Source organism: Pseudolactococcus piscium (assembly GCF_002441695.1).
Taxonomy (GTDB): domain Bacteria; phylum Bacillota; class Bacilli; order Lactobacillales; family Streptococcaceae; genus Pseudolactococcus; species Pseudolactococcus piscium.
Genome location: NZ_JXJW01000001.1, coordinates 112,897 through 127,770, shown reverse-complemented (window position 1 = coordinate 127,770; position 14,874 = coordinate 112,897). Strand labels below are relative to the sequence as shown.

General features: G+C 39.2%; 9 protein-coding genes. 3 read left to right on the top strand and 6 right to left on the bottom strand.

Annotation, left to right across the window (positions count from 1 at the left end):
- Positions 1-65 precede the first annotated feature (65 nt).
- On the bottom strand, positions 66-965 hold the full coding sequence (locus tag RU86_RS00550; protein ID WP_096813536.1) for a LysR family transcriptional regulator: 900 nt from the start codon (positions 963-965) through the stop codon (positions 66-68).
- Between the two features lie 157 nt (positions 966-1,122).
- On the opposite strand from RU86_RS00550, the gene RU86_RS00545 reads away from it, so the two are divergent.
- The 3 genes from RU86_RS00545 (at position 1,123) to RU86_RS00535 (ending at position 6,472) form a co-directional block, all read left to right on the top strand.
- Complete coding sequence (locus tag RU86_RS00545; RefSeq protein ID WP_096813535.1) at positions 1,123-2,745, top strand: malolactic enzyme; 1,623 nt, start codon at positions 1,123-1,125, stop codon at positions 2,743-2,745.
- A 16-nt stretch (positions 2,746-2,761) separates the two neighbouring features.
- On the top strand, positions 2,762-4,042 hold the full coding sequence (locus RU86_RS00540) for a 2-hydroxycarboxylate transporter family protein (RefSeq protein WP_096813534.1): 1,281 nt from the start codon (positions 2,762-2,764) through the stop codon (positions 4,040-4,042).
- 420 nt (positions 4,043-4,462) lie between these two features.
- Entirely contained in the window at positions 4,463-6,472 is a 2,010-nt protein-coding gene (locus RU86_RS00535) for a KUP/HAK/KT family potassium transporter (protein ID WP_096813533.1), read from the top strand.
- A gap of 94 nt (positions 6,473-6,566) precedes the next feature.
- On the opposite strand, the gene glmM is transcribed toward RU86_RS00535, so the two are convergent.
- The 5 genes from glmM to RU86_RS00510 all read right to left on the bottom strand — a co-directional run bounded on the left by glmM (position 6,567) and on the right by RU86_RS00510 (position 14,455).
- Positions 6,567-7,922 carry a phosphoglucosamine mutase gene (glmM, locus tag RU86_RS00530; protein WP_096813532.1) on the bottom strand — a complete coding sequence of 452 codons (1,356 nt, stop codon included), beginning with the start codon at positions 7,920-7,922 and terminating at the stop codon, positions 6,567-6,569.
- 164 nt (positions 7,923-8,086) lie between these two features.
- Positions 8,087-9,046 carry a CdaR family protein gene (locus RU86_RS00525; RefSeq protein WP_096813531.1) on the bottom strand — a complete coding sequence of 320 codons (960 nt, stop codon included), beginning with the start codon at positions 9,044-9,046 and terminating at the stop codon, positions 8,087-8,089.
- Positions 9,036-9,923: a diadenylate cyclase CdaA gene (gene cdaA, locus RU86_RS00520; protein ID WP_079505368.1), complete on the bottom strand. Its 888-nt coding sequence runs from the start codon at positions 9,921-9,923 to the stop codon at positions 9,036-9,038. The genes RU86_RS00525 and cdaA overlap by 11 nt, the downstream gene beginning before the upstream one ends.
- 184 nt (positions 9,924-10,107) lie before the next feature.
- Positions 10,108-13,776: a pyruvate:ferredoxin (flavodoxin) oxidoreductase gene (gene nifJ / locus RU86_RS00515; RefSeq protein WP_096813530.1), complete on the bottom strand. Its 3,669-nt coding sequence runs from the start codon at positions 13,774-13,776 to the stop codon at positions 10,108-10,110.
- Between the two features lie 454 nt (positions 13,777-14,230).
- Positions 14,231-14,455, bottom strand: coding sequence for a hypothetical protein (locus tag RU86_RS00510; protein WP_096813529.1), 225 nt, complete (start codon positions 14,453-14,455; stop codon positions 14,231-14,233).
- Between the last annotated feature and the right edge of the window lie 419 nt (positions 14,456-14,874).

Below are 14,874 nucleotides of genomic sequence, written 5' to 3'. Positions count from 1 at the left end.
CATGATAGCAATACGAAAAGATTAACACCATAAAACGAGATGACGCAATTATGCCATATAAACCATCACTTCAAACCATCTGCTTTAGACAGTTTATCTAGCATATCGACAAATGCTACTAACTCATCAGCTAGTACCGCATGTCTTAAATAGGCATATTGAACGTAGAATAGCACTTTATCATCTACCACGAGTGGGAGTTTAACGACTCCTGCCATATCTTGGAAGGGCAAAAAATCGGTCATTAAGGTAATACCAGCATTGGCCGTCACCATCTGCCCAATCGTGTGCACATCTGAAAATCGGAATAAGACTTGCGCTTTTTTTCTATATTTATCACTCAGATTTTGAAACGCCTTGGTATGGACAAAGCCATCCTCAAGTAAAATGTATGGATAGTCCAGTGTCTCTTCAAATGTCACCTCTGTCTTTTGGGCTAATGGATTATCCTTAGCGACAAAAATATAAAACTCACGCTGATATAAGAGGTTGACCGTTAGATTAGGATGCGTCAAGGGGATAATACTGCCTATTAGACTAAAGTCTAGTTGGCCTGATAATAGTTTTGTAAGTAGTGACTTCGAGCCACCTGAAACCAAGTCAAATTTTGAGATTAAGTCAACAGTCCCTGGCACTTCCAGTAAGCTTGACAGTAATCTAGCCCGAATAATAGGCGGAAAACCGACATAGATTTTATGTTGCTTAGCATGCTCTATGGCACTTTCTACTACCGTAAATTCATCTAGTATATGACTAATATGTGATTTTAAAATCTCCCCTTCTTGCGTCAATACAACAAAACGATGTGAGGGATCTTTTTGTATTAAATCACAGTTATAATGACATTCTAAGCGTTTCATGGCATGACTAACTGTCGGCTGACTCACATTAAACTGCTTGGCAACCTGCGTAAATGACAGTAACTCAGCTAAAGCATTAAAAAAGTCAAAATCTCGTAAATTCATCTTCCATCACTCCTTTTCATTATTCTATCATACTTTGCACATTTTGTTATTCTTAAATCTTATCATATCTAGTTGAGTTGACTATAATAACTTATAAGTTATAGAATGAATCTTGTAAATGAGTTTTACAACATTATATTAATTGGAGGATGTACAAATGCGTGCACATGAAATTTTAAACAACCCTTTCTTAAATAAAGGGACAGCCTTTACAGAGACCGAAAGAAAATCACTTGGTTTAGTTGGTATTTTACCCCCTTATGTTCAAACAATTGACCAACAAGCTGAACAAACTTACCAACAGTATTTGACGAAACCTAATGATCTAGAAAAACGTCATTTCTTAATGGAAATTTTTAACACAAACCGGACTTTATTCTATTATTTATTTAATCAACATATCGTTGAATTTAATCCAATCGTATATGATCCAACGATTGCTGATACGATTGAAAACTACAGCCATCTATTTGTGGATACACAATATGCTGCCTACCTTGATATCAACCATCCAGAAAATATTAAAGAAACACTTGAAAATGCTGCTGGAGATAGAAAAATTCGCCTAATCGTTGTCACTGATGCTGAAGGGATTCTGGGTATTGGCGACTGGGGAACACAAGGTGTTGATATTTCTGTCGGTAAACTGATGATTTATACTGCTGCCGCTGGGATTGATCCTGAATGTGTTTTACCGATTGTTATTGATGCTGGAACAACGAGACAAGAACTCTTGAATGATCCCTTGTACTTAGGTAATCATCAAGAACGTCAATATGGTGATGACTACTATGCCTTCATTGATCAATTCGTTAACACAGCTGAGGATATGTTCCCTAAATTATATTTACACTGGGAAGACTTCGGTCGTTCAAACGCTGCGACTATTTTGAACAAATATAAAAATGTCATCCCAACTTTCAACGATGATATCCAAGGAACAGGAATTGTTGTCCTAGGTGGTATCTTCGGTTCACTTGATATCACAGGTGAAAAGTTAACTGATCAAGTCTACCTTTGCTATGGTGGTGGGTCTGCTGGAGCAGGGATTTCAAATCGTGTTCATGCAGAAATGGTCAGCGAAGGGCTTTCTGAGGAAGAAGCCTACAAACGCTTCTTTATGGTCGATAAACAAGGGCTATTATTTGATGATATGACTGACTTAACACCAGCTCAAAAACCATTTGCTAAAAAACGAAGTGACTTTGCGAATGCTGCTGAGATGACAGATTTACTGACAATTATCAAAACTGTCAAACCAACCATCCTAGTTGGGACCTCTACTGATCCAGGTGCCTTCACTAAAGAAGTCGTTGAAGCTATGTGCGCGAATACAGCACGTCCTATTATCTTCCCAATTTCAAATCCAACCAAAAAACTAGAAGCAACAGCGCAACAAGTGATCGAATGGTCTGACGGTAAAGCCTTTGTCGCAACTGGTGTCCCTTCAGACACCATCACTTACAAAGGGGTTGACTACCAAATCGGACAAGCTAATAACGCCCTAATCTATCCAGGATTGGGACTTGGTATGCTTGCATCAGAAGCCTCACTTTTAACTGATGAAATGATCGGTGCTGCAGCACATTCTCTAAGCGGTCTTGTTGACTTAACACAAGCTGGTGCACCCGTTCTGCCACCATTCCAATATGTTGCTGATGTCTCTATCAAAGTTGCCGAAGCAGTTGCCAACATGGCCAAATCACAAGGTCTAGCACAAGCTAAAGAAACAGATATGTCAAAAGCAGTGAAAAACCTCAAATGGTATCCAGAATACTAAGAGGACTTAAACAAAAATGAAAAAGTTAAAATCAATCAAGATTTCTGGGATTAGCCTCCCACTCTATGCCTTCGTTATGATTGTCCTTGCAGTCGTCATCGCACTAGGCAAACTCCCACTCAACATGGTTGGGATCACTTTACTTTTAGTTGCCCTAGGGCATCTCCTCTACTATATTGGTGAGAAGCTACCTATTATGAATGCCTACCTTGGTGGAGGTTCTGTATTTACCCTGATAGGGGCAACACTTCTGTCTACTTTCCACTTGATTCCGACACATGTTATTGGTGCTGTTGGTAAATTCATGGGCGGCCAATTCGGCTTTCTGGACTTCTATATCGCAGCGCTTATCTGTGGGTCTATTTTAGGGATGAATCGCAAACTTTTGATCAAAGCATCAACTAAATTTATCCCCGTTGCTTTGGTCACGATGGTCGTTGGCTTCTTCGCAGTAGGTTTCATGGGTATGTTACTTGGCAAAGGCTTTGCACACTCTGTTATGTATGTATCAATGCCGATGATGGCTGGTGGTATGGGCGCAGGTATTACCCCGCTCTCTCAAATCTACGCATCTGGTCTATTTCATGGCAATCAAACTGCTATTTTTTCTCAATTAGCACCAGCAGTTACTTTTGGGAATATTATCGCCATCATCGGCGCATTATCTATCTCAAAAGTGTTTGCCAAAACGAAATACAATGGCCATGGTACATTGATTACAGCAACTAAGGAAGAATTAGCTAAACCAAAAATCATTTTAGATGCCCAACAAATTGGTGTCGGACTCTTGTTCTCCTTCTCTCTTCTCATGGTTGGTAATATCCTCAATAACTTTTTTCCAAAAGTACATGAATATGCTTTCATGATTATTATCGTCTTCATCATCAAAGCAACTGATACCGTACCTAAAAAATTAGAAGATGCTGTGGTCATGTTCAATCAAGTCATCATGACAAATCTGACCCATGCTGTATTAGCTGGTATCGGGTTGGCTTTGATTGACTTAAAAACACTTGCTTCTGCTTTTACTTGGCAATTTGTCGTCCTTTGTTTGACAAGTGTCATCGCAATGGGGCTTACCAGCTGGTTCCTAGGTCTAGCCCTCGGTATGTATCCCGTCGAGACTGCAATCGGCGCTGGTATGATCAACAACTCCATGGGTGGTACAGGTAATATCGCAGTTTTATCTGCATCTGATCGTATGGAAATGATTGCTTTTGCACAGATGGCCAACCGGCTATGTGGCGCAATCGTCCTCATCATGGGTGGTATTCTCATCCGATTCTTCTATCACTAATCAGGCTTTAACTGTAACTTAAGCTTTACCTAGCAATATCAAAAAAGTAATGTCTATCACGTTTTATTCTGATAGGCATTACTTTTTTTGATTGTTTTAAAAAATCAGCAAGAGATGACGATAGTTTTTCTACTACTGAATGTGATAGGTGTGACGATTGTCTCATATTTATTGATACATTGACAGACTTTCTTAAACTTAACATTCTATATTGCTAAATTCGCTAACATATGCTAGAATTAGCATACTTTGTTAGTTTATGGGGAGTAGCAGCAGTCTTTTTTTGACTGGAATGAATCAACATTTACCCGTATGCCTCACAGCATACTGGTTCATTCTTAATTTGCCAGACCAAGAGGATAGGTCTATTTCAGGCTTGATTTTCTTGGTTTTTTACTAGCAAAAAATTTGGAGGAAAACATGTCTAAAGGAAATCTCAAATCAAAAGCAACACTCGGCGGTGTGCTAGTTGCGACAGGAATTGTTTATGGCGATATTGGTACGAGTCCACTATACGTTATGAAATCAATCGTCAGTGGGCAGGGTGGGCTACATAATATTTCAGAGTCTTTCTTAATCGGATCGGTTTCACTCATTCTTTGGACCCTCACTCTATTAACAACTTTTAAGTATGTCCTTATCGCCTTGCAAGCAGATAATCATGGTGAAGGTGGTATTTTTTCGCTCTTTACCCTAGTCCGTAAGCAAGCTAAGTTTCTGACGATCGTGGCGATGATTGGGGGTGCAGCATTACTTGCTGATGGGGTCCTAACGCCAGCCATGACCGTGACGACCGCTATAGAAGGTCTAAAAGAAATCCCCGCCTTTACATCGGTATTCGGTAACAGTCAAACTGTCATCGTGGTCATCACTTTAGCAATCATTACCCTACTATTTTTCATACAGCGTTTTGGCACAGATAAAATCGGTAAAGTATTTGGCCCAATCATGTTCCTATGGTTTACGTTTATCGGCCTTATCGGCCTTGCCAATATGATGTCTAATTTGAACGTGCTTCGTGCCATTAATCCTTATTACGCCTTTCATGTCCTATTTAGCGCTGACAATAAGGCTGGCTTATTAATCTTAGGTAGTGTATTTTTGGCTACAACAGGGGCAGAAGCCTTATATTCCGATTTAGGACATGTTGGCAAGTATAATATCTATGCCAGCTGGCCTTATATCAAAATCAGCTTATTACTCAGCTACTTTGGACAAGCAGCCTTCCTATTAAGAGCCAAGGAATTACCAAACTATCACTTAATGGATGATTTCAATCCCTTTTTCAATATGATTCCAGATAGCTTAATGCTAGTTGGCGTTATTTTTGCCAGTGTTGCTGCAATCATCGCCTCACAAGCGCTGATTACTGGCGCATTCACGCTCGTTTCAGAAGCGATGAAACTCCGTCTACTCCCTAAATTAAAAATTCTCTACCCTGGTAATACACGTGGGCAGATGTATCTTCCCTTAGTGAATGCCTTATTGTGGATACTAACCAGTTTAGTCGTGCTCATTTTTAAAACCAGTCACAAAATGGAATCAGCTTACGGTCTAGCCATCACGGTTACTATGCTGATGACCACCATTTTATTGCATTATTTCTTAAAGATAAATCGTTGGAACAGAATCGTTTCCAACATCACCATTCTCTTATTCTTAACGATTGAAACGATCTTTTTCATGTCAAGTCTAGCTAAATTTTTCAATGGTGGTTATATTGCCATTTTAATTGCCATCGCCATATTGAGTGTCATGTATATCTGGGAAAAAGGCAATATCATTCAAGAAAATATGTTGAAAACCTTAGATTTGACTGATTATGTCGAGCAAATTAGACAATTAAAATATGATCGCAACTATGACTTATATCAAACAAACTTGGTCTATCTGACAACCCATATGAAGGGAGATCGGATTGAAGAAGGCATCATCTATTCTATTTTAGATAAACACCCTAAAAAAGCTTCCGTCTATTGGTTTGTTAATATTGAAGTGACAGATGAACCCTACACCAAAGAATATACGGTTGACATGATGGATACTGATTTTATTGTCATCATAAAACTCTATTTAGGCTTCCGAGTGAAACAAGATATTAATATTTATATCAATCATATCGTAAAATCACTCATTGCTGATGGTGATTTACAAGCCCAGTATCAAAAATATTCGATCAAACCAGGTCGTAACATCGGTGACTTCCAGTATGTGCTCATTCAAGAAAGGCTGTCAAATCACCTAGACATGTCTAAATTTGATAGACAAATCATGCAAGCTAAACTCTTTATCAAACGCTTTACCACGACACCTGATAAATGGTTTGGACTTGAATTTAGCGATACAACTTACGAAGTCGTCCCCTTAATGATTGGTAAGGATCCTGAAATCCAATTAACAAAACGTCAAACTGAACCGCTACAACCTTAAAAAATTTGATAGCATAAAACCGCACGATATAGGCCTCTAAGAGACCTATATCGTGCGGTTTTATATATTGCGCAAAGCATCGGTTGCTTGCGAGTTAATCTATACCGATTTCGTCAGTCACGACGGCTACGATAGTGTCAACATAGTGATTCACTTCATCGTCAGTCGGTGCTTCAGCCATCACACGTAAGAGTGGTTCTGTACCGCTTGGGCGAACGAGAATCCGGCCATTTCCGGCCATCTTCTCTTCCATTTCCCCAATGACAGCAGCGATAGCTGGTACTTCCATGGCCTTAGCTTTCATGCTATTTTCGACACGAACATTGACTAATTTTTGTGGGTAAATCTTAACTTCACTGGCTAATTCAGATAATTTTTTACCCGTTTCACGCATCACTTTAACCAATAAAATCGCTGATGCTTGACCATCTCCAGTTGTATTATTATCCAGATAGATAATATGGCCTGATTGTTCGCCACCAAAATTATAGCCATTTTGCTTCATTTCTTCAACAACATAACGATCACCAACGCCAGTAATCACCGTATTGATGTTAGCTGTTTCTAATGCCTTGTGGAAGCCTAAATTAGACATGACGGTTGTAACGACAGTGTCTTTTGTCAACAATCCCTTATCTTGTAAATATTTACCGATGATAAACATGATTTTATCACCATCAACAATGGCACCCGTTTCATCTACCGCGATTAAGCGATCGCCATCGCCATCAAAAGCTAAGCCTAAATCTGAATGCGTTGCAAGTACTTCTTTAGCAAGGTTTTCTGGGTGAGTTGAGCCAACACCTAAATTAATATTTAAGCCATCAGGTGTTTCCCCAATCACATGGATGTCTGCGGATAAATCACTAAAAACAGTTCTTGCACTCGTATAAGTTGCCCCATTAGCCGTGTCTAAGGTAATTTTAAAGCCCTCAAAACTACCGTCGGCAGTATTTTTTAGAAACTCATCATACTTTCGAACAGCCTCAGCATAATCATGCAAGACACCTAAGCCTTGAGCAGAAGGTCGAGGTAGTGTATCTATTTCAGCATCAAGCAAGGCTTCAATTTCAAGCTCTTGGCTATCTGCCAATTTAAAGCCGTCTCCCCCAAAAAATTTAATGCCATTATCTAAAGCAGGATTGTGGCTGGCAGAAATCATAACACCAGCAGAAACTGAATCTTTTTTCACGAGATAAGCAACACCAGGTGTCGCAATAACGCCTAAGTCAAATACTTCTATACCAACACTTAAAAGCCCTGAAATCAAAGAAGTGCCCAACATCTGTCCAGAAATCCTTGTATCTCTTGCGACATATACTTTTGGTGTCTCAATCTCATGCTGAGACAGCACATACCCACCAAAGCGACCAAGTTTAAAAGCCATTTCTGGTGTTAAGTCAACATTTGCTTCTCCACGAACACCATCAGTTCCAAAATACTTACCCATTATTATCTCTTTTCAATTGTTTGTTAATTAGCATGACACAAGAAAATTAGTGCAAATGAGCTGCACTAGTTTCTCTATAGCCCTAAATTTCAAGTACTGGTTTTACTCCCTTACCAGCCATAAAATCAGTTATCTAATTTTTTCTTCATTTAATCTATTATAACTTATTTTTTAGTTGGTGTCACTGTTACCTCAATTTGATTTGGTGAGGTCGTTATATTGTCTGCAGAAAGTGGTACCTTAATCACGGTTTCTTTCGTAATATCAGTCACATCGATGTTAGCAGTGATACTTGAAATATTATCAATATATTTTTGCTCACCTGAAATGGTTACAGTATCTTTTGCTAGTTTGAAGGCGTAGTCTTTTATTGAACTATCTTTTTTACCTGTAATTTGACCAACAACAGGTACCGTCTTATTTGGTAACCCAACATCAACTTGCATCTTCACAAAAGTTGGCGATAACTTAGTTGGTAAAACCTTACCTGAACTATCTACTGCTCTTAAATAGACTTTCCCCGAAAAATCATTATTCAGCATGACATCACTAGGCAATACGGCTTCGACTCTAGCAATTTGTGTGATAATAGAGGCACCAGAAGTGACTTTAACCGTTTTCTTATCCGTACTGATTCCTGTTAATTTATAGCCTTCTGGTAATTGTTTCTCCGAAACAACCGGTGTAACATCGAATGTTTTACTTGCTTTTTTCTCTATGGTAACTGAGATATTACCTGGGTCAACCTGCGCATTAACGCCTGTTGCCAACTCAACAACTCGAATCGGTACCTCAGCTGTCCCTTCTTTGGCTTTAGTCAAGTCCGCTACCAGGTGAAAACTTCTTGTATCTGGCGTTTTTTCAGCTGTCAACCGAACCTGATTATAGGACGTTAGATAAACATTTGCAGTGCCGTCGTAACCTGAGACAAAGTAGCGATCATTGTCATATTTCAAGTCAATCGGCATATCATAAATTGTTGTAGAATGTGTTTCTGATGTATTGTTACGATCACTTGAATTTTTTAATAAGACGGTATTCGCATTAAAAAATAAAATAATCGCAAAGAATATACTGATTAAAATATAAATGACTTTAGAGGACAAAAAATCTTTATTTTTCATTTACCTTACCTCTCTTTGCAAGTAATTTAGTCAGAAGGCTCGTTGTTTTTTTAGATGTGGCCGTATCCTCTAGATGCTTAATCAGAAAATCATGAAACTCACTTTTTGATAAGTCTGAATAGAACTCACCATTTTCTGTAATTGACATACCACCTGTCTCTTCGGAAACGATCAAGGTGATGGCATCAGAAACCTCTGATATACCGATAGCAGCACGATGTCGCGTCCCAAATTCTTTAGAAATTTTGCCATCTTCTGTTAAGGGAAGATAGGCTGATGTCACAGCAATTTTATCGCCTTGAACAATCACTGCCCCATCATGGAGCGGTGTATTCGGAATAAAAATATTAATCAAGAGCTCCGCTGAGATATCTGCATCCAGTTTAATACCTGTCGATACAAATTCTTCTAATGTTTGTGATTGTTCAATTACAATCAAAGCACCAATTTTGCGCTCGCTCATATAATAAAATGCTTTTTCATAAGCCTTAATATAGCTAGTCCGCTTTACATTACGCTCTGACGACCCTAAATTAAGTAAATTAGTCGTCCGGCCAAGACTCTCAAGACCACGACGAATCTCAGGTTGAAAGATGATGACTGCAGCAATCACCCCATAGGTAACAACTTGATTGAGTAGCCACTCGAAAGTCCCTAACCCTAGCCAACCGCTGACAACTTTAAGCATGATAAATAAGAGGACACCACGCACTAATGTCATCATTTTAGTGCCTTGGACACTCCTTAAGGCCTTATAAATTAAGAAAGTAATCAAGGAAATATCCGCAACAGCGATAAATAGTCGCCAAGGGGTTAAATTTAATTGAATTATTTCCTGCCAATACTGTAAATTAAAAATCTGATTGAAATCATTCATATTTTTATTCTACCATTTTTACCATTTTTTATCAGGAGAGAATACTGATAATTTTCTAAGGATACCTATCTAGACCTATCTGTTTAGCCTAAAATCAGATGCTTACAAGCGGGTAAACATCCTTAGCAAATCAAAAAAACATTGGTGTACATCATCACTGTTACCAATGTTTTTTATAGCTTATTTATTTCACCTCACGTTTTGCGGCACGTTCTGCACGTCTGGCAGCACGACGTGCCTCTGCCTGAGGATCTTTTTCTCGTTTAGGTCGTTCTGCCGTGATAGCCCCAACCTCAACGACCTGCTCACCTTTAGCCTTGGCTTCTTTGGCTAAAAATTTGTCTAAATCTCCAGAAATTCTGGCATAGCGGACAAATTTCCGACGTGCATCAGCTGTTGTCTTATCAAACAAGGCTTGTGCAGCATCAGGTTTAATCCGTTTTAGACTAGCAAATCGGACCTGTTGGGTCATAAAGTCAGTCATCTTATCAAAATCTGGTTTTTTATAGTCAAGTGTTAATGGATTTTTACCCAACTCTTCCAAGTTAGGGTTATAACGATAGAGTTGCCAATAACCTGACTCGACTGCTTCCTTAGCCTCGCGTAAGGTCTCAGACATACCGCCACGCAATCCATGTGAAATACAGGGTGTATAGGCGATGATAATAGAGGGGCCATTATGACGTTCTGCTTCTTCAAATGCTTTGATTGTTTGCATCTTATTGGCACCAGATGCGATTTGTGCGACATAAACATTACCATAGGTCATGGCCATGAAGCCTAGGTCTTTCTTAGCAGCTGTTTTACCTGCAGCTGAGAATTTTTCAATCGCTGATCGGGGTGTCCCTTTAGAGACTTGTCCACCAGTGTTAGCATAGACTTCATTATCCATGACAAGCATATTAACATCTGCGCCACTTGCGATGACATGGTCGATCCCACCAAATCCAATATCATAGGCCCAACCATCGCCACCAATCATCCACTGTGTCGGTTTAACAAATTGGTCTTGTCGTGCGCGAATGCTATCGAACTCAGGACCAAGTTCTGATAGCACATGCTTGAGCTTTTCAGCACGTTGACGTGTGCCATCAGACAAATCTTTATGGTCGATCCAGTCTTGGATCAAGGCTGCTATTTCTGCAGGCACTAATGTTTCAGACAACAAGGACGTCAACTCTTTGGCTAACTTATTACGGCGTGCTTGAGACGCTAGCCACATACCATAGCCAAACTCTGCATTATCTTCTAGTAGTGAGTTTGACCAGGCTGGACCTTGTCCTGCATCATTTGTCGTATAAGGGCTAACTGGTGCAGCGCCTCCCCAGATAGACGAACAGCCTGTCGCATTTGCAATCATCATCCGATCACCAAACATCTGTGTTAATAGCTTGACATAAGGTGTTTCACCACAGCCAGCACAAGCACCTGAAAACTCAAGTAATGGGGTATTAAACTGTGAACCGATGACCGAATTCGCTTTGGCAGGATTGGCCTTGGTCTTCAAGGTCATAGAGAAGGCCCAGTTTGCTGCCTCAGCCCTGACTTCTTCGTAGGGTTTCATCTCTAGCGCCTTACCTTTTGCTGGACACGCTTCTACACAAAGACCACATCCTGTACAGTCCTCAACAGAGACCTGAATCCGGTACATAAGCCCATCAGCACCCCTGTAATCTTTAACAAGGTAACCTTCTGGTGCTTCATTCATTTCGTCTTCGTCTAAAAGGAAGGGGCGAATGGCTGCATGTGGGCAGACAAAACTACACTCATTACACATGGTACATTTGTCCACATCCCAAATAGGGACTTCTAGGGCAACCCCGCGTTTTTCATAGGCTGTTGTTCCCAGAGGCATCCGACCATCTGTCATCTCATTTGCCATCAAATCACCAACTGATAGACTATCGCCTTCCTGGGCATTGACATTGTTAACGATCTCAAACACATATTTAGTCGTCGGTTTCCCGTCCACTTTTACAGCTTCTGGATCCTTGGCCGTCGCCCAATCCTCTGGCACAAGCACTTGATGCAAGCCATCAACTGCCAAGTCCATGGCCTGCCAGTTTTGCTCAACGATTTTCATCGATTTTCTGGCATAACTATCATGCGCATCCTTTTTCAGAATACTAAATACATCGTCAAATGGCATAATTTCTGATAACTTAAAGAAGCCTACTTGCATGGCTGTGTTGATCCTACGACCAAGCCCTGCTTTACCTGCTATTTCTACAGCATTCATCGTGTAAAACTGAATGTCATTTTCCGCAATATAGCGTTTCACCCGACTTGGTAGATGATGACCGAGTTGCTCATCAGTCCAGACTGTATTTAATAAGAAAGTGCCACCTTTTTTCAAGCCTTTAAGCACATCATACTGGTGGACATAACTTGCGGTAGAAAGACTAACAAAGTCAGCATGTTGAATCATATAGGTTGATTTGATTGGTGTATCGCCAAACCGCAGATGACTCACTGTCAGCCCGCCAGATTTTTTAGAATCATAGGAGAAGGCACCTTGTACGTATTTTTCAGTATGATTCCCAATAATTTTGATGGCAGATTTATTGGCACCAACTGTGCCATCAGAACCAAATCCCCAGAATTTAGCTTGGAAAGTTGAACTTGGTGTTAAATCAAGCGAGTGACCAGGATCAAGTGACAGATTGGTCACATCATCCCTAATCCCAATCGTAAATTGTTTTTTAGGTGTTGGCTTAAACAACTCATCAAAAACTGATACAATCTGGTTTGGTGTCGTGTCTTTAGAGCCGATACCGTAGCGCCCACCAATTACTGTCAACTCCCTTGCTTGGTCAAAAAGCACAGATTTCACATCTAGATAAAGCGGTTCTCCATCAGCACCAGGTTCTTTAGTCCGATCCAGTACAGCGATTTTTGTCGCGGTTTTAGGTAACTTGTCCAGGAAATTTTGGCTAGGAAATGGGCGATATAAGTGAATATTTAAGAAGCCAACTTTGCGGCCTTGCGCGTTTAAATGGTCAACAGTTTGCTCGATTGTTTCACCGACTGATCCGATAGAGACGATGACTTCACTCGCATCTGCTGCGCCATAATAATTGACCAAATCATAGTCAGTGCCACGTAGCGCATTGATTTTACCCATATATTTTTGAACGATGGCTGGGACTTTTTCATAGTAACTATTTGTCGTTTCACGTTGTTGAAAGTGAATATCTGCATTTTGATTCGTGCCTGAAACAGTCGGATGATCAGGATTCATGGCCCGATCTCGAAAGTCTTGCAGTTTTTCTTGGTTAATCATTGGCCCTAAATCAGCATAGTCTAGGACCTCTATTTTTTGCAGTTCATGAGACGTTCTAAAGCCATCAAAAAAGTTCATAAATGGCACAGATGCTTCTATCGTCGCAAGGTGGGCCACAGCAGATAAATCCATGACTTCTTGAACTGAAGACTCTGCTAACATGACATAACCAGTCGCTCTAGCAGTCATGACATCTGATTGGTCCCCAAAGATATTTAAGGCATTAGTAGAGACGGCACGCGCTGCGACATGAATCACACTAGGTAAAAGTTCGCCAGCGATTTTATACATGTTTGGTAACATCAGTAAAAGCCCTTGCGAGGCAGTATAAGTCGTTGCTAAGGCACCCGCTTTGAGCGCACCATGAATCGCTCCCGCAGCTCCAGCTTCAGATTGCATCTCACTGATAGAGACGGTATCTCCCCAGATATTTTTTCGACCATTTGCCTGCCACTCATCCGTATATTCAGCCATAGGACTTGACGGGGTAATTGGATAGATAGATGCAACTTCGGTGAACGCATAAGCGACGTGTGCTGCTGCCATATTCCCGTCCATTGTTTTGCGCATGTTAACCTCTTTCTTTTGTTTAATCGTCATCGTAAGTAGTGATCAGATATAATCACCGAATATTTTTATTTTTCAACACAAATAGCTCATTTAAGACACACTTATCTTGCACTGTACTTGCTAGTTTTTACCTAAAACATCAGTTTAAACCTGACTTTTTTTCTGGGTAGATGACTAGTCTAAAAAATGATATAGCTTAATTCTACCACTTTTATGCATGTTTTAAAGAGAAAATCAACAAATTTGTCTCGCTAATTTACCGAATTCAAGCAAAATAAAAAGCAATGTAAAAGGCTATTTACATTACTCTTATCGACTATCAACAATTAATTCAATTTTTCTTTTAAATAGCTACCTGTATAAGAATCAGCCACTTGAGCAACTGCTTCAGGTGTGCCAACAGCCAAGATCGTACCACCAATAACTGTGATTAATGCTTCATCAGTAATTTCATTTAATTTATATTTTTCTCTTTTATTATATTGTATATATAAATACTTAACATTAATGTAACATATAAAGATAACCCGCCAACAATCGTATGTAAAATAAAACTATCAATTTTTTTTTCAACTAAAGTGTTTAAAAAATCACCTATTGAAAAGCCAACCATAATTAATATTATTATATACATAGGGTTTACATCTTTAAAAAAATCTTTTACCATTTTTTCTTTCATGAGTTACCTCATAGTTTTCATCGCCCACCTAAAATCTCACTTAACTCGCTATCTGATAATTTTTAATAACTCATATTTATTCCTCTATTCTTTTATAATATAGTTACAACCTAAATAATTATAAAATTTGATTATTTTTAAAAATAATCATCAAACTAATAATTTAATTATACCACGTGTTTTGTTTAGAGGCAAATAAAAAATAAACTTTTTAGAAAGTTTATTTTTTACACTTCTGCATGTCTCCTAAATGTGTTGTTTAATAAGACATTTTTAGTAGATTTCATATTTTTTTCTACAAAAAAAATGAAGGAATTACTTCCCACATGATTTATTATAGAGACCTATTTTTACCGCTAGTTTACCTATTTTAGTGGTTTTACACCAAAAAGTTGGCAAAACTATTTTTTTTAAGGATA

Excerpts from the sequence above, each read along its gene's own strand:
- RU86_RS00525 (WP_096813531.1), bottom strand. The coding sequence starts at position 9,046 with ATGAAAAATAAAGATTTTTTGTCCTCTAAAGTCATTTATATTTTAATC.
- RU86_RS00510 (WP_096813529.1), bottom strand. The coding sequence starts at position 14,455 with ATGAAAGAAAAAATGGTAAAAGATTTTTTTAAAGATGTAAACCCTATG.
- cdaA (WP_079505368.1), bottom strand. The coding sequence starts at position 9,923 with ATGAATGATTTCAATCAGATTTTTAATTTACAGTATTGGCAGGAAATA.
- RU86_RS00545 (WP_096813535.1), top strand. The coding sequence starts at position 1,123 with ATGCGTGCACATGAAATTTTAAACAACCCTTTCTTAAATAAAGGGACA.
- RU86_RS00550 (WP_096813536.1), bottom strand. The coding sequence starts at position 965 with ATGAATTTACGAGATTTTGACTTTTTTAATGCTTTAGCTGAGTTACTG.
- RU86_RS00540 (WP_096813534.1), top strand. The coding sequence starts at position 2,762 with ATGAAAAAGTTAAAATCAATCAAGATTTCTGGGATTAGCCTCCCACTC.
- RU86_RS00535 (WP_096813533.1), top strand. The coding sequence starts at position 4,463 with ATGTCTAAAGGAAATCTCAAATCAAAAGCAACACTCGGCGGTGTGCTA.
- glmM (WP_096813532.1), bottom strand. The coding sequence starts at position 7,922 with ATGGGTAAGTATTTTGGAACTGATGGTGTTCGTGGAGAAGCAAATGTT.
- nifJ (WP_096813530.1), bottom strand. The coding sequence starts at position 13,776 with ATGCGCAAAACAATGGACGGGAATATGGCAGCAGCACACGTCGCTTAT.